This window comes from Bacteroides mediterraneensis (genome assembly GCF_900128455.1).
GTDB lineage: Bacteria > Bacteroidota > Bacteroidia > Bacteroidales > Bacteroidaceae > Phocaeicola > Phocaeicola mediterraneensis.
Map to the genome: position 1 here is coordinate 864,352 of NZ_LT635783.1, position 21,682 is coordinate 886,033.

A 21,682-nucleotide genomic window follows, 5' to 3' on the forward strand; every position below is an offset into this window, starting at 1 on the left:
CTTTCTGTGGGAATTCCTAAAATCATGTGCTAATCGTGAAATATGCTTCTGTTTTTTTTTCTACTTTTGTAGAAAATTCAACCAAACTATTAAAATATGGCTAAAGAACTCGAACTCAAGTACGGCTGCAACCCTAACCAGAAGCCGGCCCGCATTTTCATGCAGGAGGGAGAACTGCCTATTGAAGTATTGAATGGACGTCCCGGTTATATCAATTTCTTGGATGCGTTCAATGGATGGCAGTTGGTGAAAGAACTGAAAGAAGCTACCGGTATGCCGGCTGCCACTTCGTTCAAACACGTGAGTCCTGCCGGAGCCGCAATCGGTCTGGAACTGGATGAAACCATGAAGAAGATTTATTTTGTGGATAACCTGCCTTTGTCACCGCTGGCAAATGCGTATGTACGTGCACGTGGTGCCGACCGTATGTCGTCTTATGGAGATTTTATAGCTCTGAGTGATGTGTGTGACGAGGAAACTGCCCGTTTCATCAATCGTGAGGTATCCGACGGCGTTATTGCTCCAGGATATACGGATGCGGCCTTGGAAATCTTGAAGAACAAGCGGAAGGGTACTTATAATGTCATCAAGATAGATCCGTCTTATCGTCCGAATCCCATTGAACACAAGGACGTGTTCGGCATTACTTTTGAACAGGGACGTAACGAAGTGAAACTGAATGGTCCGGAACTGTTTGCAAACATTCCGACACAGAATAAGAATTTCCCGGAAGAGGCTAAGCGTGATTTGATGATTGCATTGATTACGTTGAAATATACGCAGTCTAATTCAGTTTGTTATGTGAAGGACGGACAGGCCATTGGTATCGGCGCTGGACAGCAGAGCCGTATCCATTGTACTCGTTTGGCTGGAAACAAGGCTGATATCTGGTACCTGCGCCAACATCCGAAAGTATTGAACTTGCCTTGGGTAGAAAAAATCCGTCGTGCCGACCGTGACAATACCATTGATATTTATATCAGCGAAGATCACGATGATGTATTGGCCGATGGCGTATGGCAGCAGTTCTTTACGGAAAAGCCGGAAATCTTGACCCGTGAAGAGAAGCGGGCATGGTTGGATACACAGAAAGGGGTGTCTTTAGGTTCAGATGCATTCTTCCCGTTTGGCGACAATATCGAACGTGCGCATAAGAGTGGGGTAGAGTATATTGCTCAGGCCGGAGGCTCCGTACGTGATGACAATGTGATTGAAACATGTGATAAATATGGTATTGCAATGGCATTTACGGGTATCCGTCTATTCCATCATTGATACCAAAAGTAAAGATAATAAGAGAAGAGGTGCAAATTTGCACCTCTTTTTTTGTAGAAAGAGTAAAGATTTGCTATCTTTGCTGCCACTAAGTACTTAATCTTGGGCTTGTTTGGTTTTGACAGCGAGAGATGTGGTATGTAAGCATGCAGTGCGTCAGTGATTTGCACTATAATCTCAGTTACTGAACAATTATCTGGCAACGAAAATTATGCTCTCGCTGCTTAATCGAAGTATAGTAGATTAGCTTTATTCCCGTCACAGTGATGGAAACGAGACATCGCTCAAAAGCTCTTGTTCCGAAGCGTTTGGTTTAGCGGTGCAGCAAAATCGGAAATAGTTTCAGCCTTGTTCCGTGGTTGAAATGAAATTTTAGGAACTAAGACATAAGTGGGTGGCTCTGGTCTTGCTTGTGTACGAAAACCGAAGGCAGAGATAAGCATGTAGAAAGCATATGGCTTCCTTGTTTGGACGAGGGTTCGACTCCCTCCAGGTCCACAGATAATGAAAAGCTGCTGAGTTTCTCAGCGGCTTTTTTGTTTTTCCTAACGACCCTGTATCTGTTATCGGATGGAGAGGATATGAAAAACGGCATATATCCTTTTGGTGTGGAGAATATATGCCGATTAGTAAATCGATGCTGTTAATCAGCAATGGCATCGTCAAAGTTCTCGATTCGTGTCACTTTCTTAATGCTTTCCAGTTTCTTTAAGTTTTCACAAATCGTGTTCACATCGTCCACATCGTGTACAAATAGTTGGATACGTCCTTCAAAGATTCCATCATTCGACTCGATATTCAGTTTGTGGATATTTACATTCAGTTGCTGGGAAATGATTTGTGTCACTTGATTTAGCACCCCGATACCGTCAATACCTTTTATATAGACGTTTACAGGGAAGTTGAGAGCTTTTCCCGTTTCCCACTGTACGGCCAACAGCCTGTTTCCAAAGCTGGTTTTAAGCTGGGCTGCAATTGGGCATTGACGTTTGTGGATGATAATCCGGTTGTTGTCATCAATATAACCCAGTACATCATCTCCCGGTATCGGCTTGCAGCAGTCTGCAATGATGTAGTGCTTCTGAATCTCTTCAGGAGTGAGGCGGACGACCTTCTTCTTGTCAATGTTCAGTTGAGGCGTATTCTCTTTGGAGGGTATGCTCTCCTGTGATTTTGATTTGTTTCCTCCACCGAAGGCAAAGGCGATATATTTCTTCCAGTTGGTAGGAGTCGGTTTTTCTTTTAATTCATTTTTATCGGCTTCTCCCAGCGTGAAGACTTTTTGTCCTATTTGGTACATCAGGTCTTCGGGTGTTTTCAGTTTGTGGAGTGTGCAAAGTTTCTGTATGTTGGTATCGCTTGCTTCAATACCTTCTTTGGTGAAGAAATCGTGCAGCATGTCTTCTCCCGTCTGTTGCACTTCTTTCTTTTCTCTTTTTAGAATAGACAGAATCTTTGCTTTCGCTTTGGCTGTGGTGGCAAAATTAATCCATGAAGGCTGTACCTTTTGTGCTTTGGAGGTAAGAATCTCCACTTGATCTCCACTTTGCAGTTTATGGCTGAGTGGAACCAGCTTGTGGTTGACTTTTGCTCCAATGCAATGGCTTCCCAAGAAGGTATGAATAGAGAATGCGAAATCAAGCGCAGTAGCGTTTTGCGGCATGGTCTTGATTTCTCCTTTGGGAGTGAACACGAAGATTTCGGAGGCAAAAAGGTTCAGTTTGATGGTATCCAGGAAGTCAATGGCATCCGGTTGCGGGTCATCCAAGATTTCCTTGATGGTTTTCAGCCATTTGCTGAGTTCGCCTTCATCTTCGCTTCCACCTCCTTCCTTGTATTTCCAATGTGCGGCAAAACCTTGTTCGGCTACATCGTTCATCCGTTCACTACGGATTTGTACCTCAATCCATTGGCCCTTATTGCTCATCAGAGTGACATGAAGCGCCTGATAGCCATTGGCTTTCGGATGGCTGACCCAGTCACGTAGACGGTCGGGATGAGGTTTGTATATTCGGGAAATGGCTACATAGATATTGAAGCAGTCATTCAGTTCCTCTTCCTCGTTTTTGGGGGTAAAAATAATTCGTACAGCCAGAATATCATAGATTTCCTCAAACGTGATGTGCTTGTTTTGCATTTTATTCCAAATGGAATAAGGCGACTTGATGCGGGCCAAGATTCGGTAAGGAAGCCCCATTTTGTCGAGCTGTGCCCGGATGGGAGCCGTGAATTCTTCGAACAGACTTTCTCTTTCAGCCTGTGTGGCTTTGAGTTTGTCTTCTATTTTCTGGTATGCTTCCGGGTGCTCGTATTTGAAGCTCAAGTCCTCCAACTCTGTTTTGATGCGGTTCAATCCCAGTCGGTTGGCAAGGGGAGCATAAATATAAAGCGTTTCTCCTGCAATTTTGTATTGTTTGCTGGGAAGCATGGAGCCGAGTGTACGCATGTTGTGCAGTCGGTCTGCAATCTTGATAAGGATGACACGGATGTCATCATTCATTGTCAGAAGAAGTTTTTTGAAGTTCTCTGCTTGTGCGGAAGCTCTGTCTCCAAAGATGCCTCCGGAGATTTTGGTCAGCCCGTCTACGATTTGAGCTATCTTGGGGCCAAACAGATTTTCGATATCTTCCACTGTATAGTCTGTGTCCTCCACGACATCGTGAAGTAACGCTGAACAGATGGAAGTAGACCCTAAACCGATTTCCACGCATGCGATACGTGCTACGGCAATAGGGTGTAAGATATAAGGTTCGCCCGAACGTCTGCGCACTCCTTTGTGCGCCTGTCGGGCGAAATTGAAGGCTTTCGTGATAATTTCAACCTTTTTCCGGTGTTTGCTTTCAAGGTATCGGTCCAATAACTCCTGAAAGGTATTGTCTATCAGTTGTTCATCTGCTTGTTCCTGCGTAAGTTTGTCGTCAGTCATAATTCTCTCCCTTCTTTGAATCGATAATGCAAAAATAGGGAAAAATACGAATCAAACAAGCAAATGGGCGCTTTTCTTATCGAATGCGTAGTGATTTACCGGCTCGGATATTGCTACCCTTAATTCCATTCAACCGCCTGAGCTGATTTACACTTACTCCATATTTAGCTGCGATTCCCCCTAATGTCTCTCCGTTGCGAATACGATGGTACACCGCTTTTCCTTTATTCTGGCTTTTGCTTGCACTGCTGTTGCTGACCGTTACGGTATTGCGTCGTGTCTGATAAACCTCTGGCTTATAGTTGTAAATACTGTCTTCGTGGTCGATGAAGCAGCTCATCATTTGAGTTGGTAATCTTAAGGCATAAGGTTTTTCGTTTCCCGGAATGATATCTTTCTTGAATTCGGGGTTCAGGGCACGCAACTGGTCAATATCCATCTTACATACTTCTGCTATCTGGTTCAAGTTCAGTGAACGGTTGATGTGAACGGTATCCGTACTTTCGGGCATGTTCATTTCCATGGGGCTGATGTAATGCTCGCAATAGTAAGTCATGATGTAATTGGCTGCTACAAATGCAGGTACGTAGCCTCTTGTTTCTTTGGGAAGGTAATTGTAAATCTTCCAGAAGTCTTTTTCTCCTCCCGCCCGGCGGATGGCCTTGTTGATGGTACCCGGTCCGCAATTGTAGGCAGCTAAAACAAGGTTCCAGTCGTGATAGATATCATATAAATCTTTCAGATAGCGTGCGGCAGCACGGGTGGATTTTACCGGATCCCTGCGTTCGTCTACCAAAGAATTGACTTTGAGCCCGTATACTTGTCCGGTACGAAGCATGAACTGCCATAGTCCTACGGCTCCTTGTGCAGAAGTGGCAGTCGGATTCAATGCCGATTCAATGACAGGCAAGTATTTAAGCTCCAATGGAAGGTCATATAAATCCAGCGCTTCCTCAAAAATAGGCATGTATAGATTGTTCGCACTTAGCATGAAAGATACTTTCTGCCGCAGGCGAGTGGCATACATGTCGATGAATTTCCGAATGATGTCGTTATAAGGCATTTCGATGATGGCCGGAATCCGTTGCAGACGATCCATATAGATGGAATCGCTGACTTCCGGGTTCTGGGTGGTCATCGTACAGTTTTCTGCCGGGTTGATGTAGTGTTTAGATATCCAGTCCAAATAGAGACTGTCGGTGGTGGATATCATACCCTCCGGCAAGTCTATCACGTCTTCTTGTCCGTTCGCTGATTGTACAGTGATTGTTTTTTCCGTTTGCTGTGCAAAAAGTGAGGATGCACTGCAGATTGTGGCAGTCAGTAAACTGAAAAGTATCTTTCTCATTTGCTTAAAATTTAATACAGCATTGCAAGCCGACTCCTTGCGGACGGTTGCGGAATGCATCGTTAAAGATGGTGGGTTCCCATTTCATGCTGAGGTCTTTACTGATGTCAAAATCAGAAAGCTCGGCATCGACATAGGCGTCAATCACCGATAATAAATATACACCAATAAATGCAAATATACTCAAGTCGCGTTGGCGACGATAAAGGTCTTTACGTGAACGGAATAATTCTTGCCAATATTCAAGCCGGTCGTTGACATTGGTTCCGGGAGGAAGGAAGTCCTCATAACTTTTGTTGTTGGGGTTGTTACTCATTATATCCTGATAGGCTTGGGAGTAGTCCTTGTACATTTGTCCGTTCCATGTCAGGGCGTATGCACATCCTACGAAGCCTCCATAAATGATGGGTAACTTCCAATATTTCCGGTTGTAGATTTGTCCGGCTCCCGGGATAACCAGTCCCAGCCATACTGTCCGGTTGGAATTGGGTATCCAGCGTTTTTTCTCTTTTACAGGAGGCAGGGTATGTTGTAAAGAGTCATTTTGTTTTGCCAGGGCAGCCGTATCCAGTGGCGATTCCAGATTCTTCAAGGCGATTTGTCGTTGTAAATCTGTCGTATCAGCCAGTGCCAGGCTGTCTGCCTGATTCTTTACACGGATAGAATCGGCCGTAAGTACGCCTTCCCGGTGCTTTTTGGCACGTTGGGCATACACTTCCGTGCTCCCCCAATAAGGGGTGCAGAATAACAAGATCAACAATACTAAATATGTAAATGTATGTGCTCTCAAAAGATTGTTTCCGTTTATTCTGTTTTTTTCAAAGAGTCTAAAATCTCCATAATTCTTTCCAGGTCTGCCTCGCTGTTAAAAGGAATGCTGATTTTTCCTTTTCCTTTATTGCTGCAGGATAGTTGTACTTTTGTGCCGAAGAAACTGCACAAATGATTTTGCAGCATGGAGTACTCTTCCGATAATTGTGCTCCTTTCGGTGCAATGGTTTTTCCTCCGCTTTTCACGCTTTCGCCGCTGGCCAGCGCTTTTACAATTTCTTCAACTTTGCGTACCGAGTAGCCTTGGCTCACGGTTTCATTGAAAATACGTATCTGGGTTTTAGGGTCTTCTAAAGTCAGCAACGCACGTGCGTGTCCCATATCGATTTCCTTGTTTTTCAAAGCCATCTGAATGGGCGCCGGCAGTTTCAGCAACCGCAAGTAATTGGCGATTGTGGTACGTTTTTTGCCTACCCGTTCGCTGAGCCGTTCTTGAGTCAGTTCGTATTGCTCAATCAGGTGCTGGTAAGCCAGTGCGATTTCAAGTGAATTCAAATCCTCACGCTGGATGTTTTCTATCAATGCCATTTCCATGACATTTTCATCGTCGGCCGTACGTATATAAGCCGGTATGGTTTTCAGTCCAGCCAGTATGGAGGCTCTGTAACGTCTTTCTCCTGCAATAATCTGATAGGAATCCTCGCTTATCTGTCGTAAGGTAATAGGCTGTATGATACCGATTTCCGCAATGGAGTCGGCCAGTTCCTGCAAAGCGATAGGATCAAATTCACGGCGAGGTTGGTTGGGATTGACCGATATCTTGCTCAATTCTATTTCATTGATAGAAGATGAGCCGGAAGTTTTTACCTCCTCATTGGATATCAAGGCATCAAGTCCTCGTCCTAATGCAAATTTTTTCTGTACTGCCATACGCTTATTTGCTATTTCGTGTTATAATTTCATTGGCCAAGGCCAAATGGTTCTTTGCTCCGGTGGATTCGGCATCATAAAGGATGGCCGGAATGCCGTGGCTGGGAGCTTCACTCAGTTTGACGTTACGCTGGATGATGGTTTTGAACACCAATTCCTGAAAATGCCGTTTCACTTCGTCGTAAATCTGGTTTGCCAGACGCAGGCGTGAGTCAAACATGGTCAGTAGAAATCCTTCAATTTCCAGTGAAGGATTCAGTTTGGTCTTGATAATCTTGATGGTGTTCAACAGTTTGCTGATACCTTCCAAAGCAAAATATTCACATTGCACCGGGATAATAACCGAGTCGGCAGCGGTCAATGCATTGATGGTAATCAGTCCAAGCGAAGGCGAACAGTCTATTAATATGTAGTCGTATTCGTTTTTCATCGGTTCCAGTGCGTGTCGCATGATTTTCTCACGGTTCTCCAGGTTGAGCATTTCAATTTCCGCACCTACCAGGTCGATGTGAGAAGGTATGATGTCTAATCCGTCAATATCGGTGGTGTAAATAGCTTCCCGGATGTCTGCCTGATTGATTAAACATTCGTAGATTGAACAGTCGATGTCTTTCAAGTCCACGCCTAGACCGGATGAGGCATTTGCCTGGGGGTCAGCGTCAATCACTAGTACTTTCTTCTCGAGAGTAGCTAAAGATGCAGCCAAGTTAATCGTCGTGGTAGTTTTACCTACTCCTCCTTTTTGATTGGCTAAAGCAATAATTTTTCCCATATTAATCAGTTTATTCTGATTGCGAAGTAACGAATAATTGGTGACAGTGTCAATTAAAATTCCATGACTTTTTGGAAAGTGTTGAAAAGTCACCTCATCTGTTAATAACTTCACGCGGGCAAAGATATATATTTTTACTTAATTGCGTGGCCCGGTTTGGTAAGATTAAGATTTGTTGTAACTTTACACTCATAAAAAGATTGAATGATAATATGATGAAAGAGAAACCATTTCTGCTGTTGTCGAACGACGACGGCTATGCTGCGAAAGGAATTCAGGAGTTGATAAAAGTATTGCGTCCTATGGCCGATTTGATGGTGGTCGCTCCCTCGGGCCCCCGTTCGGGAGCTTCCGGTTCCATTACTTCAGAACATCCTCTTCGTTGCACGCAATTGATTTCTGAGCCGGGATTTACTTTATATAGCTGTACTGGCACACCGGTAGATTGTGTGAAGCTGGCTTTGCATGAGTTGGTTCCTCGGGTGCCCGATATGGTGATTGGGGGAATCAATCATGGAGACAATTCTTCGGTGAATGTGCATTATTCAGGAACCATGGGAGTCGTGATTGAAGGTTGTTTGAAAGGAATCCCCTCTGTCGGTTTTTCGCTCTGCAATCACGATCCGGAAGCGGATTTCACACCTACCTTCCCTTACGTACAACGGATTGTGGAAGAAGTGCTGGCACATGGATTACCTGTCGGTTGTTGTTTGAATGTGAATTTCCCGAATGTAAAAGAGCTGAAAGGAGTACGCATCTGCCGACAGACGGATGGAGTATGGACAAACGAGTTTGTGAAGGCGGTTCATCCACGGGGAGGCTATTATTACTGGTTGACAGGCTCTTACAAAAACAATGAGCCGGATGCGGAAGATACGGACCATTGGGCGCTTGATCATGGTTATGTGGCCATTACCCCCACAAAGATTGATGTGACCGCATACGCGTTGAAGGAAGAATTGAATCACTGGAATCTTCAGTTATGAAATACTATTTGATTGTTGGAGAAGCGTCGGGCGACTTGCATGCCTCCAATCTGATGAAATCCTTGCAGCAGCATGATCCGGAGGCGGAATTCCGCTTCTTCGGAGGTGATTTGATGGCTGGAGCGGGAGGTACTTTGGTGAAGCATTATAAAGATATGGCCTATATGGGGTTCATTCCTGTTTTGCTTCATTTGCGGACTATTTTCCGGAATATGGATTATTGTAAGAAAGATATTGTCCGCTGGCAGCCGGATGTATTGATTTTGGTGGATTATCCGGGATTCAATTTGAAAATTGCCGAGTATATCAAGGCGCATACCCGTATTCCGATATTTTATTACATTTCTCCCAAAATCTGGGCTTGGAAGGAATACCGTATTAAAAATATCAAGCGTGATGTGGACGAATTGTTCTCCATTCTTCCTTTTGAGCTGGAGTTCTTTCGAAAACACTCTTATCCGATTCATTATGTGGGAAATCCGTGTGTGGATGCGGTTGACCGTTTTCAACAGACGTATACAGAAGATTTTTCTCATTTCACGGCACGCAACAACCTGGGCAGTAAACCGATTATAGCCTTGCTGGCCGGTAGCCGGAAGCAGGAGATAAAGGATAACCTTTCACGGATGATAGAGGCTTCCCGTGCATTCCCGGAATATCAGTTTGTGATTGCGGGGGCTCCCGGTATTGCTCCTGAGTTTTATCGGGCTTACATGGGAAAAGATGCAGAAATTGTTTTCGGACAGACCTATGATTTGTTGTCTCATGCTACGGCGGCTTTGGTGACAAGTGGGACGGCTACGCTGGAAACAGCCTTGTTCTGTGTGCCTCAGGTCGTATGCTATTATACTGCTGCCGGAAAGCTGGTTTCATTTCTGAGGAGACACATTTTGAAGGTGAAATATATCTCGTTGGTGAATCTGATTGCAGGGCGTGAGGTCGTGACAGAGCTTGTGGCCGACGGGATGACGGTGGAAAACGTAAAAACGGAATTGGCACGGATTGTTCCGGGAGGAGACGGTCGGAAGGCGATGCAGAAAGACTATGAGATACTGGCAGGTATCTTGGGTGAGGCAGGAGCTTCTGATAGGGCAGCCTCTCAAATGGTCGAACTGTTGTGGAAAAAATATCACAGGTCCTCAATCTAGTTTTGAGGACCTGCTTCTTGAATTTAAAAGAAAGAAATCACATATAAATATACGACGGCTGCCGGTACTGCCATCAGCGTGCTGTCAAACCGGTCGAGCATTCCGCCATGCCCCGGAAGAATATTACCAGAGTCTTTTATTCCCAGTGTACGTTTCAGTAAGGATTCTGTCAGGTCACCCCACGTGCCGAATACCACAACGGTCAGGGCGAGTCCAATCCATACCCCTATCGACATGAAGGGGAAGAAATGTGCCATAAGAATGGCCGCACTGATGCTGAATACCCCTCCTCCGATGGAGCCTTCCCACGATTTCTTGGGCGAGATTCTTTCAAACAGACGGTGCTTTCCAAACAACATCCCTGTACAATAGGCTCCCGTGTCATTTATCCAAGTAAAAATAAAGATGGATAAAGGCAATATCGGATTATATTGTATCTGATAAGGCGATGTGCCTCCCACAGAGTGATAAGCCAGTACGTTCAACATGGAAAATGACAAGGCGATATATACCTGACTCATCATGGTATATGCCCAATTGTTCAGCGGGTTTTTCTTCTTCAAGTACAATTCGCTTACCAACAGGTAGATGAGGAGGAACAAATAAGGTATCAGAATTTCGCTCTGTCCAGGCATCACACCCAGATAGGCGAATCCGAAGAACAAGAAGACACCTGCCAGCATGCAGATGGGTTTGTTGATTTCCACATCCGGCTGCTTGCTGACAATGGTTCCAAATTCATGGATGGTCAGTGCGGTGATTAGTGCGAACAATAAGGAGAAAGAGATAGGCCCTCCCAGGATACATCCTATGAGGACACCTACAAAAATAACTCCTGTAATGGCGCGTTGAATAAAATTGCTTTTCACGGTGTTTTATGTATTTCCCAATAAACTTGGCGGTTATTTTTCTCCTTCTGCAGGTTGAGACTCATCAGTCGCAGGCTTTTCTTCCGGCTTTTCTTCCGTGGGCTCTGCGGATTCAGAAGTCTCCTGCTTGTTCTCCAGCTGTTTGGTCGCTTCTGTCTGTTCGTTGGCGGCCATGATTTCCTCCGAACGTGAAGTCCACGGACGTTTACCAAAGATACGTTCCACATCCTCTGCAAAGATGACTTCTCGTTCTATCAGCAATTGGGCCAGTTGGTTGTGTCCTTCACTGTGTTCTTTCAACAGTTCCTTGGCCCGTGTGTATTGCTCATTGATCATGTTTTGTACTTCCTGGTCAATGAGTTCGGCAGTATGTTCACTGTAAGGTTTGGTGAAACTATAGTCTTCGTTGCTGTTGTAATAACACAGGTTGGGAAGTTTGTCGCTCATACCGGCGTAAGCAATCATGCCGTATGCCTGTTTGGTCACTCGTTCCAAGTCGTTCATGGCACCGGTAGAAATATGGCCGATAAAGAGTTCTTCAGCCGCACGTCCCCCCAAAGTGGCGCACATTTCGTCCAGCATCTGTTCCTTTGTCGTGATTTGGCGTTCTTCCGGAAGATACCAGGCTGCTCCCAATGCACGGCCTCTCGGTACGATGGTGACCTTGATCAGCGGGTTAGCATGTTCCAAGAACCAGGAAATTGTGGCGTGGCCCGCTTCATGCAGGGCAATGGCACGTTTTTCGGCTGCCGTCATCACTTTTGTCTTCTTCTCCAAACCGCCCACAATACGGTCGATTGCGGCTAGGAAATCATCCTTACCTACACTCTTCTTTTGGTGACGGGCGGCAATCAGAGCGGCTTCGTTACATACATTTGCAATATCTGCTCCGCTGAACCCCGGAGTCTGGCGGGCCAGCAGATCTACATCTACAGAGTCATCCAGTTTCAACGGTCTCAAATGTACACCGAATACTTCCTTCCGTTCGTTCAAGTCCGGCAGGTCCACGTAAATCTGACGGTCAAAACGCCCGGCACGCAGTAAGGCTTTATCCAAGATATCTACACGGTTAGTGGCAGCCAGAATGATGACTCCACTGTTGGAACCGAATCCGTCCATCTCGGTCAGCAACTGGTTCAGGGTGTTTTCGCGTTCATCGTTTCCTCCCATGCTCGGGTTTTTGCCACGGGCCCGTCCTACGGCATCAATTTCATCGATGAAAATGATACAAGGGGCTTTTTCCTTTGCCTGGCGGAACAGGTCGCGCACACGGGATGCACCTACACCGACAAACATTTCCACAAAGTCGGAACCGGAGATAGAGAAGAAAGGAACATCTGCTTCTCCGGCTACAGCTTTGGCCAACAAAGTCTTACCGGTTCCCGGGGGGCCTACCAGCAGAGCGCCTTTAGGTATTTTACCTCCCAGTTCCGTATATTTTTGCGGTTGTTTCAGGAAGTCTACAATTTCCTGCACCTCCTGTTTGGCTGCAGCCTGTCCTGCTACATCCTTGAAAGTGATGCGGTTGGTACCTTTTTCAAAGAGCTGCGCCTTGCTTCTGCCTACATTGAAAACGTTCGATGAGCCGCCGGCACCTCCGCCGCCTCCCATCCGTCGCATAGCAAACATCCAGATGGCAATAAGGACGACAAAAGGCAGTACGTTCCAAAGAATCAGGCTGAAATAGTCACTTTTCTTTTCATATTGTATAGAACCGGTGAAAGTTCCAGCTTTTTGTTGTTCATCCAGAAATTTGTCCAATGCTTCCATAGAACCGATTTGTACGTGAATGGCCGGACTCCTTCCCACTTTGCTGGCATCTTTCTTGAAGACATCCACTATGTGTTCCGGTTTGATATACATTTCGATTGTATTGTTATCGTATGCCACGATTTTATCTGCATATCCTTTGGTAACCATTTCCTGAAATTCCGTGTAGTTCACTTCTTTAGTAGCGCTACCTTCATCTCCAGAGAAATAAAGAAAAGCAAAAATCATGGCGATAATGACGTAAAGCCACGTCAGACTGAAACGTGGTACGTTGATTTTTGGCTTGTTATTGTTATTATTGTTTGAATTGTTACTCATAATTCTATACCTATATTATATTAGTCTAAATCTGGAATGCGAGTCAGTTTGGCATCCGCCCACAAATGTTCCAGATTGTAAAAATTCCGTACTTCCGGTAAAAATACATGCACAATGACCTCACTGTAATCCATAGCTACCCATTGAGCATTTCTTTGTCCGTCTATGGCATATACTTTGGTTCCGGTTTCTTTTCTGACATGTTCTTTGATAGAGTCAACGATGGCCAATACTTGGCTGGGCGAATTTCCCTGGCAAATGACAAAATATTTACAGATGGTATCTTCTATTTCAGTTAAATCGACAATGACAATCTGTTTCCCTTTTTTCTCTTGAATTCCTTCAGTGATTTTTTCTATTAAATTTGTTGTTTCGTTCATTCTTTTGAATCTTCCTATATTTACAAATAAAGTTCTTTATATAATAAGTAGGGCAAATATACTTGCTTTTCCGTATATCAGAAAATTTTTGCCTGAAAGAAGCTGAAAAAAGAAGAAAAATATGTTTTTGAGAAGAAAAAAATGCCCGAATGCTTTGTATGTTCCAAAAATGTTGTACCTTTGCACCGTCAAACAAAAAGGATGACAATCGTTCTTTCGATTTTGGGCTATGGTGTAATGGTAACACAACAGATTCTGGTCCTGTTTTTCTTGGTTCGAATCCGAGTAGCCCAACTTCTTTTTTGCCGCGTTTCCACGGAGGAGACAAAGCACTATTGGGCTATGGTGTAATGGTAACACAACAGATTCTGGTCCTGTTTTTCTTGGTTCGAATCCGAGTAGCCCAACAAAAAGGTGTTCTGATTTTTCAGAACACCTTTTTTGTTTTTTACTTTTTATATTTGTAGAGGGGAATATATGGTAACCTTTTATTGAGGTACTCTTTAAATGTTAATAATATTTATTTCGCAAACAATTGAAAGTACATTCTAGTTATTAAAACATCGAGATTGAAAAATGTGATTAATTAAAGTTTGAATGAAAAAATGAAAAAGGTAACAATTTTAGTAGCTGCAGCTTTGGCTGTAACGGGCCTTTCTGCAAATGCACAAAAGGCGTACGAGGGAACTCGTTTTCTTGACAATTGGTATGTGGGCGTGAAAGGTGGAGTCACAACTCCTGCTGCTCATTCCGCTTTCTGGCGTAACATGCGTGCGGAAACAGGTATTGAACTGGGTAAGCAGATTACTCCGGTTCTGGCTGTATCTTTTGAAGGATTGACGGGTATCAATACCTCAATGAGTAGAACGGCTTTCGATGATTTGAATTTGGGAGCATTGGGTAAAATCAACTTGAATAATCTGTTCTTCGGGTATAACGGTGAGCCGAGATTGTTTGAAGTGGAAGGTATTGCCGGATTTGGCTGGGGACATGACTTCATGAACTCGGGTTATGGATATGACCGTTCTTATATGGTAAGCCGTTTCGGTGCAAGCTTGAACTTCAATTTGGGTGAGCAAAAGGCATGGACTGTAAATGTTCGTCCGGCTATTGTTTATAGAATGGATGGTAACCGTGCACAATTGCTGAATGTCAACAAGTCGAAGATTGAAATCTTGGCAGGTGTGACTTACCATTTTGCTAGCAGCAACGGTAAGCATTACATGACTATCCAGAAACCTTATAATCAGGCAGAAGTTGATGCGTTGAATGAATCTATCAATGCGTTGCGTGCTGAAAATGCCCGTAAGGAGGAAGCTTTGAATGCGAAAGAAGCTGAGAATGCCCGTCTGGCAAAAGAACTGACCGATTTGAAGAATGCACCTAAGCAGGTTGAAACAATCGTTCAGAACACCCATTCCAAGTCATTGGAATCAGTGATTACTTTCCGTCAGGGAAAGACTGCCATCAGCGCAGACCAGATTCCGAATGTAGAACGTATTGCTACTTATATGAAGAACAATCCGAAGAGTACAGTTGTAATCAAGGGATATGCTTCTCCGGAAGGTAGTGCGGAAGTCAATGCACGTGTGGCCAATCAGCGTGCGGAAGCCGTGAAGAACATGCTGATCAGTAAGTACAAAATCAGTGCTTCACGTATCACTGCTGAAGGTCAGGGAGTAGGTGATATGTTCTCTGAACCGGACTGGAACCGTGTAAGTATTGCGACATTGAATGAAGCGGAATAATTCTTTTTAAATTGAAATAATGTAGTCTGAAGGCTGTTGCAGGTAAAGCTGTGACAGCCTTTTTTGCGTTTTATCCGTGGTAGGGAGGTTTTTGCATTTCTTGTATTTATGAATTGTGGGAAAAGTGGCTGAAAAGCATTATCTTTGTCCCCGAATTTGTAAAATCATGGAAGAACGTACACGATACAATGATTTTGCCAAGTTTCTGGCGCTTCATTTCCCATTCAAGGTGCAGAAGATTTCCCTGAATGTGGGATTTACCTGTCCGAACAGGGATGGAGTAAAAGGATATGGAGGATGTACCTATTGCAATAATCAGACGTTTAATCCTGCCTATTGCCGGACGGACAAGTCGGTAACGGAGCAGCTGGAAGAAGGAAAGGCCTTTTTTGCACGGAAGTATCCGGAGATGAGATACCTTGCTTATTTTCAGGCTTATACCAATACCTATGCGGAACTGGAGAAGCTGCGGCAGATGTACGAGGATGCCCTTCGGGTGGAAGGGGTTGTCGGACTGGTGATAGGTACCCGTCCGGACTGTATGCCCGATGAATTGCTGGATTACCTGGAAGAACTGAATCGTCGGACTTTCCTGCTGGTGGAATACGGTATTGAAAGTACGGACAACCAGACTTTGCAGCGCATTAACCGTGGACATACGTTTGAATGCACGGTGGATGCCGTGGAACGTACGGCGGCAAGGGGTATTCGTGTGGGGGGGCATGTCATTCTGGGCCTTCCGGATGAAGATCACGAGGCCATCATCCGTCAGGCTGCACAAGTATCGGAACTGCCTCTTACAACGTTGAAGATGCATCAGTTGCAATTGGTGCGCGGCACACGTATGGCCCGTGAGTATGAGTTGCATCCCGAGGAATTCCATCTGTATGAGGTAGACGAATATATTGACCTTGTGATTGATTATCTGGAGCGTGTGCGTCCCGATTTGGTATTGGAACGTTTTGTGTCGCAATCACCCAAGGAATTGCTGATTGCTCCCGACTGGGGAATCAAGAACTATGAGTTTGCCGTCCGCATGAAGCGTCGTCTGCAGGAAAGGGATACTTGGCAAGGTAAGCTTTATGAGAGAGAAAAAGAATAAAAACAATATAGTATTTTAAATTAATAGGATATCAATGGAAATTAAAGGTAAAGTTCATTATGTCGGTGTGAACGACCGCACAAAAGCATTGTTTGAGAATTTGTGGCCACTGCCGTACGGCGTATCTTATAACTCTTATCTGATTGCAGATGACGATATGGTGGCACTGGTGGATACGGTAGACGTTGCTTTCTTTGAAGTTTATATCAAGAAAATCCGCAGCATCATCGGCGACCGTAAAATCAATTATTTGATTATAAACCACATGGAACCAGACCACTCAGGTTCTATCGCATTGATTAAGAAATACTATCCTGAAATTGTGCTGGTAGGAAACAAGAAGACTTTCGACATGGTAGAAGGATACTATGGCGTGACAGGTGAACGTTACGTAGTGGGAGACGGCGATTTCCTGAAACTCGGACACCACAACCTGCGTTTCTATCTGGTGCCGATGGTTCACTGGCCGGAAACGATGGTCACATTCGATGAAACGGAAGGAATTCTGTTCTCTGGCGATGCCTTCGGATGTTTCGGGGCCTTGAACGGAGGTTGCATCGACCGCAACATCAATACCGATATCTATTGGAACGAAATGCGCCGTTACTATGCCAACATTGTAGGTAAATTCGGTAATCCGGTGCAGAGAGCTTTGCAGAAATGCAGTGGACTGCCTATCAAGATGATTTGCCCGACACACGGACCGGTATGGGAAGAATATATTCCGAAGGTGGTAGACATGTACGACAAGATGAGCCGCTATGAAGGTGAAGAAGGAGTGGTGATAGCTTACGGTACGATGTATGGCAACACGGAAGAACTGGCTGAAACCATTGCGGAAGAATTGAGTGCACAAGGTATCAAGAACATTGTGCTGCACAATGTATCTCATACGCCTCATTCTTACATCCTGGCCGATATCTTCAAGTACAAAGGACTGATTGCCGGTTGTACGACTTACAACATGCAGCTGTATCCTGAGATGGAGTCCTTGCTCAACAAGGTGGCTGCCCGTGAAATGAAGAACCGTCTGTTTGGTTACTTTGGCTCATTCACTTGGGCCAGTGCAGCTGTGAAGAAACTGGGTGAATTCACAGAGAAGCTGAAATTCGAAGTGGTAGGTAACCCGATTGAAATGAAGCAGAGCATGAAGACAGACAACTATGCACAAGCAAAAGAATTGGCAAAGGCCATGGCCGATCGTCTGAAAGCTGACCGGAAATAAGAAAGCGAATTTCCTGTTAGAAAATAGGATATAAAAAAATCTTCCACTGAGGTGATTCCTTTGGTGGAAGATTTTTTTATGCAGTGCATCTGTCCGATGCTTAGTCTTTTGCCTGATGTACCGTCAGCTGCGGGAACGGGAATCCGATGCCTTCCTTGTTGAAGGTGTCATACACGATTTTGTTCATGTCGAAATATACGTCCCAGTAGTTTTCGGTCTTGGTCCAGACGCGTACTTTGATATCCACGCTGCTGGCCGACAAGGCACCCAGTCCGATGAAAGGAGCAGGGGTGGTCAGGATACGGGTGTCTGCCGCAATGATGCGTTCCAGTACGGCTTTTACTTTCTCAAAGTCTTCTCCATATTCCACACCGAACACCCATTCCGCACGGCGCATTTCCTGTTTGCTGTAGTTGGTGATGGCGTTGCTGCTCAATGCGCCGTTAGGCACGTAAATGATACGGTTGTCAGTTGTAGCCAGAATGGTATGGAAAATCTGGATTTCTTTGACCGTTCCGCTGGCATTCTGTCCGTCAATGTAGTCGCCCACCTTGAACGGCTTGAATACCAGAATAATCAGTCCGCCGGCGAAGTTAGACAGATTTCCTGAAAGAGCCATACCGATAGCCACACCAGCAGAGGCCAGGATGGCGGCGAAGCTCGTGGTTTCTACTCCCAGTTTGCTCACGATGGCAAATGCCAGAATCAGATTCAGTAGGATGTTGAGCAGACTTTTCAGGAAAGTCTGCACACTGATTTCCAGTTTCCTTTTCTCCAGAATCTTGCTGACCAGTCGTCCGATTTGCTTGATGATGAAGCGGCCTACAATGTAGATGATGATGGCCGCCAGAATGTCTTTTCCCACTTCAATCCCCCAGTTGAGCAGTTTGTCCAGAATCTGTTCCACATTGATTTTGGAAGCTGCCTTGCCTGCCTGTGCAGTTGCTTGTAATAATGTAAGTAACATGATTTAATGATTAATTAATAATACAGTTATTTATTCCTTCAATATACCTTTTCCCTCTCTGACAATTTCAGGTACATCTTCACAACAATTTATCACGGTAGAAGGTTCAATGCCTCCTGTCCCTCCGTCGATAATCAGGTCGGTCACACTTCCGAATTTTTCCTCAATCAGTTCCGGGTCGGTGATGTATTCGATGTCTTCTCCCTTTTCCAACGGAAGGGTAGTGGTCAGGATTGGGGCGTCGAGCAGACGGCAGATTTCGCGGATGATAGCGTTGTCGGGCACACGGATACCCACTTCTTTTCGGTTGCGGAAAATCTTGGGCAGTCGGCTGTTGGCGTTCAGAATGAAGGTGAACGGACCGGGCAGGTTGCGTTTCATCAGCTTGAAAGTGGCGTTGCTCACCTGTGCATATTCACTGATGTTGCTCAGGTCGTAGCAGATGATGGACAGGTTGTGCTTGCGCGGGTCGATATTTTTCAGTTTGCAGATACGTTCGATAGGCCGTTCTTTCAAGGCATGACACCCGATGGCATACACTGTGTCGGTGGGATAGATAAGGATGCCGCCGTCGTTCAGCAGGTCTACCACCCGCTGCAAGTCTTCCGGTCGGTTGTTCTTGGGATATAATTTCAGTATCATGACGTTTATTCACGAATGATGAGACCTCGTGAATCGCAAAAATAAGAAATTTATTTCTTTTTCTTCCGTAGTTCTTCCGCAATTCGATAATGGATGGCTGCTTCTATTTCTTTTCCGCTTTTTTCGAGTGCCTCGGCAAAATATTCATGTGCTCCCGCATGCTGGGGTTTCAAGCTGGTCGCCTTGTCCAGGTCGGTCAGGGCATCTTCCGTTTTTCCGGTCAGCAGCCGGAGTTTTCCACGGTTGTATACCGCCTTGAAGTCCTGTGGGCGAAGCTGTACGGCCCGATTCAGACATTCTTCCGCTTCTTCCATCCGGTCTTCGTCGAAGAAGGTCACTCCCTTGCGTACCCAGGCATCCACATACTCCGGATACAGTTCCAGTGCCTTGTCGTAGTTGGCTTGTGCCGCCCGCGGGTCGTGTGCTTTGGTGATGCACTCGTTGCCCATCAGGTAGTATTCGCGGGCATACTTCTGCAGGTTCTGCCGTTGCTGCTGCATCTGTTCTTTAAGCTGTCGGTTTTCTTCTTTGAGCCGGTTGATAAGACCCAGTTTCCGGCGGATAAACCGTTGTATAAGTGGTTTCTCAATGTCGTATCGGTTGTGGATGGCCTTGAAGAAGGCTTCCAGAAATTCCGCAAACTGTCCTTTGTCGAAGGCTTTCACGGCTGCCACGTACTGGATGTCGGCCTGTGCCTGTTTCATGGCCCGTTCAAAGGTCTGGTTGTCGTTGAAACGCTGGGCAAAGCTGACGATTTCCGGGCGGACAAACACATCGGCCGGTGAGATGCGGCGTTTCAGCTGGATACCTTCGAGCGAGGTGCAGCGGCTCAGGGCCACGTACGCCTGTCCACCGGCAAATACCCCTCCCGTGAAGTCGATGATTACCCGGTTGAATGTGAGTCCCTGGCTCTTGTGTACGGTGATGGCCCAGGCCAGCCGGATGGGATATTGGGTAAAAGTGCCCAGTTCTTCTTCCTCTATCTTTTTTTCCGTTTCGTTGTAGTGGTAGCGGATGTTGCTCCAGCTTTCCTTATGCACGTCGAACTCGCTGCCGTCTTCCGTCACCACGTAGATAATGCCATCCGCCGAGAGTCCCGACACGGTGCCGATGGTACCGTTCACCCAGCGTTTTTCCTGGTCGTTCTTGATGAAAATCACCTGTGCGCCCGGTTTGATGACCAGTTCCATGAGAGTGGGAAGGCTGCTTTCGGGAAATTCTCCGTGTATTTCGCCTTTCAGTGTGACCGGGTCGCCCGGCAGTTCTTCCAGTTTTTTTTCGTTGATGTAGTCCACGTTGTCCCGGCGGGTGGCCAGGGTGATGTAGAGGTCGTTCTCTTCCGGGCAGGGAGGTGTCGGGGTGTAACGGGTGTTCAGCAGTTGCAGGTCGGCGGCTCCGGCGGTATTGGTCCGGATATGGTCGAGTACGCTGACAAACACCTTGTCGGTCTGTCGGTACACCTTGGTCAGCTCAATCGATACCAGTTCCATTTCCTGAAACACCTTGGCCGAGAAGAAATACGGGTTCGGGTAGAAACGGTTCAGAATCTCCCGTTCGTCACTTTTCACCACCGGCTCCAGCTGGAACACGTCGCCCACCAGCAACAGCTGTTTCCCGCCGAACGGTTCACGCAGGTTGTGCGAGTAGGTGCGCAGCACCTTGTCAATAAAGTCGATGATGTCGGCCCGTACCATGGAAATCTCGTCGATGATGATGAGTTCGATGTGCTGAATCAGTTTCCGGTGGTCGACCGAATATTTCAGGAAATCTTTCAGTTTCCGTCCCTGAAACTTCGGGTCGTCTGGCAGAAGCGGATGAAACGGGAGCTTGAAAAAGCTGTGCAGGGTGCTTCCGCCCGCATTGATGGCCGCAATGCCCGTAGGAGCCAGCACCACATATTTCTTTTTGGTATGCTGGCAGACGTATTTCAGGAAAGTGGACTTACCCGTACCCGCTTTTCCGGTCAGAAAGACCGACTGGTGGGTGTACTGGATAAGCTTCAGGGCATTCTGAAATTCGGGATTGTCGGTATCTATCAGGGTCGGAGTCATGGGTTGTGGTTTTTAGAAGCAAAGATACAAACAAAAGGGTAATAAAAAAAGCGGTTGGAAATCCAACCGCTTTTTCGTCAGAATATTTACGAGAAGCCTTTCGGCATTTATCAGATTCATTCTTCAAATGCTGAACTTGTCAGCGACGCCTGTTTATTTGCGTCTGTCATCACTCAGCATTACATAGCCCCAGATCATTGGATCTGCATTGGCAATCTTGTGGAAAATGTTTTTTACCTTTTTCATAATTGTTACCCTTTCTTTTTTTAGTTAGTTTAATTAAATCTTCTGGCGGGCTTCCCAGCTGGCCTTTGTTGTACTTGTTACCTAATTTATAATTACCTATGAAAACTTTTTGTGGGCCTCTTTCTTATTGCCCTTTTCTTTTTACACCACAAAGATAGGGCTTTCTTTCTTACGAAACATGTTTTATAGCATGTTTTTCAAATAAAGG

Annotated in this window: 17 protein-coding genes, 2 tRNA genes and 1 other RNA gene; 9 read left to right on the top strand and 11 right to left on the bottom strand. The window is 45.6% G+C overall.

The features are described 5' to 3' along the window. Window positions 1–96 precede the first annotated feature (96 nt). Together BQ7480_RS03460 and ssrA are read left to right on the top strand one after the other, a co-directional pair. On the top strand, window positions 97–1,275 hold the full coding sequence (locus BQ7480_RS03460) for a phosphoribosylaminoimidazolecarboxamide formyltransferase (RefSeq protein WP_072541734.1): 1,179 nt from the start codon (window positions 97–99) through the stop codon (window positions 1,273–1,275). A gap of 104 nt (window positions 1,276–1,379) precedes the next feature. Continuing rightward, window positions 1,380–1,776: a transfer-messenger RNA gene (gene ssrA, locus BQ7480_RS03465) on the top strand. Window positions 1,777–1,918: 142 nt separating this feature from the next. On the opposite strand, the gene BQ7480_RS03470 is transcribed toward ssrA, so the two are convergent. The 5 genes from BQ7480_RS03470 to BQ7480_RS03490 form a co-directional block, all read right to left on the bottom strand. Beyond that, complete coding sequence (locus BQ7480_RS03470) at window positions 1,919–4,201, bottom strand: RelA/SpoT family protein (RefSeq protein ID WP_072541735.1); 2,283 nt, start codon at window positions 4,199–4,201, stop codon at window positions 1,919–1,921. Window positions 4,202–4,277: 76 nt separating this feature from the next. Further along, window positions 4,278–5,549, bottom strand: a complete 1,272-nt coding sequence (locus BQ7480_RS03475; protein WP_072541736.1) for a lytic transglycosylase domain-containing protein — start codon at window positions 5,547–5,549, stop codon at window positions 4,278–4,280. Between the two features lie 4 nt (window positions 5,550–5,553). After that, window positions 5,554–6,339 (bottom strand): DUF5683 domain-containing protein, encoded by a 786-nt coding sequence (locus BQ7480_RS03480; RefSeq protein WP_394332614.1) that lies wholly within the window; start codon window positions 6,337–6,339, stop codon window positions 5,554–5,556. Window positions 6,340–6,353: 14 nt separating this feature from the next. After that, window positions 6,354–7,250, bottom strand: a complete 897-nt coding sequence (locus tag BQ7480_RS03485) for a ParB/RepB/Spo0J family partition protein (RefSeq protein ID WP_072541737.1) — start codon at window positions 7,248–7,250, stop codon at window positions 6,354–6,356. Between the two features lie 4 nt (window positions 7,251–7,254). Beyond that, a complete protein-coding gene (locus BQ7480_RS03490; RefSeq protein ID WP_072541738.1) occupies window positions 7,255–8,022 on the bottom strand; it encodes a ParA family protein in 768 nt (255 codons plus the stop codon). A 212-nt stretch (window positions 8,023–8,234) separates the two neighbouring features. Between BQ7480_RS03490 and surE the strand changes: the two genes are divergently transcribed. Both surE and lpxB read left to right on the top strand, forming a co-directional pair. Next, window positions 8,235–9,008 carry a 5'/3'-nucleotidase SurE gene (gene surE, locus BQ7480_RS03495; RefSeq protein ID WP_072541739.1) on the top strand — a complete coding sequence of 258 codons (774 nt, stop codon included), beginning with the start codon at window positions 8,235–8,237 and terminating at the stop codon, window positions 9,006–9,008. Continuing rightward, window positions 9,005–10,156, top strand: a complete 1,152-nt coding sequence (gene lpxB, locus BQ7480_RS03500; protein ID WP_072541740.1) for a lipid-A-disaccharide synthase — start codon at window positions 9,005–9,007, stop codon at window positions 10,154–10,156. The genes surE and lpxB overlap by 4 nt, the downstream gene beginning before the upstream one ends. A 23-nt stretch (window positions 10,157–10,179) precedes the next feature. Here lpxB and BQ7480_RS03505 read toward each other — a convergent pair whose 3' ends face one another. Genes BQ7480_RS03505 through rsfS form a run of 3 tightly spaced genes read right to left on the bottom strand, consistent with a single transcriptional unit; the run spans window position 10,180 to window position 13,493 of the window. Further along, window positions 10,180–11,025 carry a phosphatidate cytidylyltransferase gene (locus BQ7480_RS03505; protein WP_072541741.1) on the bottom strand — a complete coding sequence of 282 codons (846 nt, stop codon included), beginning with the start codon at window positions 11,023–11,025 and terminating at the stop codon, window positions 10,180–10,182. Between the two features lie 33 nt (window positions 11,026–11,058). Then, entirely contained in the window at window positions 11,059–13,113 is a 2,055-nt protein-coding gene (ftsH, locus tag BQ7480_RS03510) for an ATP-dependent zinc metalloprotease FtsH (protein WP_072541742.1), read from the bottom strand. Window positions 13,114–13,133: 20 nt separating this feature from the next. Beyond that, window positions 13,134–13,493, bottom strand: a complete 360-nt coding sequence (rsfS, locus tag BQ7480_RS03515) for a ribosome silencing factor (RefSeq protein ID WP_072541743.1) — start codon at window positions 13,491–13,493, stop codon at window positions 13,134–13,136. Between the two features lie 223 nt (window positions 13,494–13,716). On the opposite strand from rsfS, the gene BQ7480_RS03520 reads away from it, so the two are divergent. The 5 genes from BQ7480_RS03520 to BQ7480_RS03540 all read left to right on the top strand — a co-directional run bounded on the left by BQ7480_RS03520 (window position 13,717) and on the right by BQ7480_RS03540 (window position 17,568). Next, window positions 13,717–13,787 (top strand) — tRNA-Gln (locus tag BQ7480_RS03520). A gap of 42 nt (window positions 13,788–13,829) precedes the next feature. Beyond that, window positions 13,830–13,900 (top strand) — tRNA-Gln (locus tag BQ7480_RS03525). Between the two features lie 198 nt (window positions 13,901–14,098). Then, complete coding sequence (locus tag BQ7480_RS03530; RefSeq protein ID WP_072541744.1) at window positions 14,099–15,241, top strand: OmpA family protein; 1,143 nt, start codon at window positions 14,099–14,101, stop codon at window positions 15,239–15,241. Window positions 15,242–15,407: 166 nt separating this feature from the next. Then, the gene (locus BQ7480_RS03535) at window positions 15,408–16,343 is read left to right on the top strand and encodes a tRNA modification radical SAM protein MnmL/YtqA (RefSeq protein ID WP_072541745.1); all 936 of its coding nucleotides are present in this window, start codon (window positions 15,408–15,410) and stop codon (window positions 16,341–16,343) included. Window positions 16,344–16,377: 34 nt separating this feature from the next. Beyond that, a complete protein-coding gene (locus tag BQ7480_RS03540) occupies window positions 16,378–17,568 on the top strand; it encodes an FprA family A-type flavoprotein (RefSeq protein WP_072541746.1) in 1,191 nt (396 codons plus the stop codon). Between the two features lie 100 nt (window positions 17,569–17,668). Here BQ7480_RS03540 and BQ7480_RS03545 read toward each other — a convergent pair whose 3' ends face one another. The 3 genes from BQ7480_RS03545 to BQ7480_RS03555 are packed head-to-tail and all read right to left on the bottom strand — an operon-like array spanning window position 17,669 to window position 21,228. Continuing rightward, the gene (locus BQ7480_RS03545; RefSeq protein WP_072541747.1) at window positions 17,669–18,535 is read right to left on the bottom strand and encodes a mechanosensitive ion channel family protein; all 867 of its coding nucleotides are present in this window, start codon (window positions 18,533–18,535) and stop codon (window positions 17,669–17,671) included. Window positions 18,536–18,565: 30 nt separating this feature from the next. Beyond that, a complete protein-coding gene (locus BQ7480_RS03550) occupies window positions 18,566–19,177 on the bottom strand; it encodes an L-threonylcarbamoyladenylate synthase (RefSeq protein ID WP_022354488.1) in 612 nt (203 codons plus the stop codon). Between the two features lie 50 nt (window positions 19,178–19,227). Next, complete coding sequence (locus BQ7480_RS03555; protein WP_072541748.1) at window positions 19,228–21,228, bottom strand: AAA family ATPase; 2,001 nt, start codon at window positions 21,226–21,228, stop codon at window positions 19,228–19,230. Window positions 21,229–21,682: the final 454 nt, after the last annotated feature.

What these genes read in the sequence shown, in the direction of transcription:
- BQ7480_RS03530 (WP_072541744.1), top strand. Translation starts at nt 14,099, where the DNA reads ATGAAAAAGGTAACAATTTTAGTAGCTGCAGCTTTGGCTGTAACGGGC.
- BQ7480_RS03555 (WP_072541748.1), bottom strand. Translation starts at nt 21,228, where the DNA reads ATGACTCCGACCCTGATAGATACCGACAATCCCGAATTTCAGAATGCC.
- BQ7480_RS03550 (WP_022354488.1), bottom strand. Translation starts at nt 19,177, where the DNA reads ATGATACTGAAATTATATCCCAAGAACAACCGACCGGAAGACTTGCAG.
- ftsH (WP_072541742.1), bottom strand. Translation starts at nt 13,113, where the DNA reads ATGAGTAACAATTCAAACAATAATAACAATAACAAGCCAAAAATCAAC.
- surE (WP_072541739.1), top strand. Translation starts at nt 8,235, where the DNA reads ATGATGAAAGAGAAACCATTTCTGCTGTTGTCGAACGACGACGGCTAT.
- BQ7480_RS03485 (WP_072541737.1), bottom strand. Translation starts at nt 7,250, where the DNA reads ATGGCAGTACAGAAAAAATTTGCATTAGGACGAGGACTTGATGCCTTG.
- BQ7480_RS03475 (WP_072541736.1), bottom strand. Translation starts at nt 5,549, where the DNA reads ATGAGAAAGATACTTTTCAGTTTACTGACTGCCACAATCTGCAGTGCA.
- rsfS (WP_072541743.1), bottom strand. Translation starts at nt 13,493, where the DNA reads ATGAACGAAACAACAAATTTAATAGAAAAAATCACTGAAGGAATTCAA.
- BQ7480_RS03470 (WP_072541735.1), bottom strand. Translation starts at nt 4,201, where the DNA reads ATGACTGACGACAAACTTACGCAGGAACAAGCAGATGAACAACTGATA.
- BQ7480_RS03535 (WP_072541745.1), top strand. Translation starts at nt 15,408, where the DNA reads ATGGAAGAACGTACACGATACAATGATTTTGCCAAGTTTCTGGCGCTT.
- BQ7480_RS03490 (WP_072541738.1), bottom strand. Translation starts at nt 8,022, where the DNA reads ATGGGAAAAATTATTGCTTTAGCCAATCAAAAAGGAGGAGTAGGTAAA.
- BQ7480_RS03545 (WP_072541747.1), bottom strand. Translation starts at nt 18,535, where the DNA reads ATGTTACTTACATTATTACAAGCAACTGCACAGGCAGGCAAGGCAGCT.
- BQ7480_RS03460 (WP_072541734.1), top strand. Translation starts at nt 97, where the DNA reads ATGGCTAAAGAACTCGAACTCAAGTACGGCTGCAACCCTAACCAGAAG.
- lpxB (WP_072541740.1), top strand. Translation starts at nt 9,005, where the DNA reads ATGAAATACTATTTGATTGTTGGAGAAGCGTCGGGCGACTTGCATGCC.
- BQ7480_RS03540 (WP_072541746.1), top strand. Translation starts at nt 16,378, where the DNA reads ATGGAAATTAAAGGTAAAGTTCATTATGTCGGTGTGAACGACCGCACA.